Source organism: Shewanella sp. AC34-MNA-CIBAN-0136 (assembly GCF_040309945.1).
In the GTDB taxonomy this organism is placed as follows: domain Bacteria; phylum Pseudomonadota; class Gammaproteobacteria; order Enterobacterales; family Shewanellaceae; genus Shewanella.
This window is the reverse complement of sequence record NZ_JBEOPJ010000066.1, coordinates 1-278: the sequence shown is the minus strand read 5'-3', so window position 1 is coordinate 278 and position 278 is coordinate 1. Positions and strand designations below refer to the sequence as shown.

Below are 278 nucleotides of genomic sequence, written 5' to 3'. Positions count from 1 at the left end.
AAGCTGACGTCATCGAATCCGACCTGGCGCGCCAGCTGTGCCATCTCGACGGCGCGTCCTGGCCGATGGCGACGATCTAAGACCGTCAAGACATTCTCGTCGGCGGACTGCATTCCCATCGATAACCGGTTAATCCCGGCTTTCAGCAGGCCGGCTAAGACTTCTACGCTGAGGGTTTCGGGATTGGCCTCAGTGGTGACCTCGGCGTCAGGGTCAATCCCCCATAGGGTACGAATGTGATCGATGAGCTCCCCCAGCTGCACTGGGGAGAGCATTGT

Annotated in this window: 1 protein-coding gene; it reads right to left on the bottom strand. The window is 59.4% G+C overall.

Annotated elements, in window-relative coordinates; translation table 11 throughout:
- The coding region (locus AAEY94_RS20680) for a radical SAM protein (RefSeq protein ID WP_350979911.1) at nt 1-278 on the bottom strand (278 nt) is incomplete at both ends.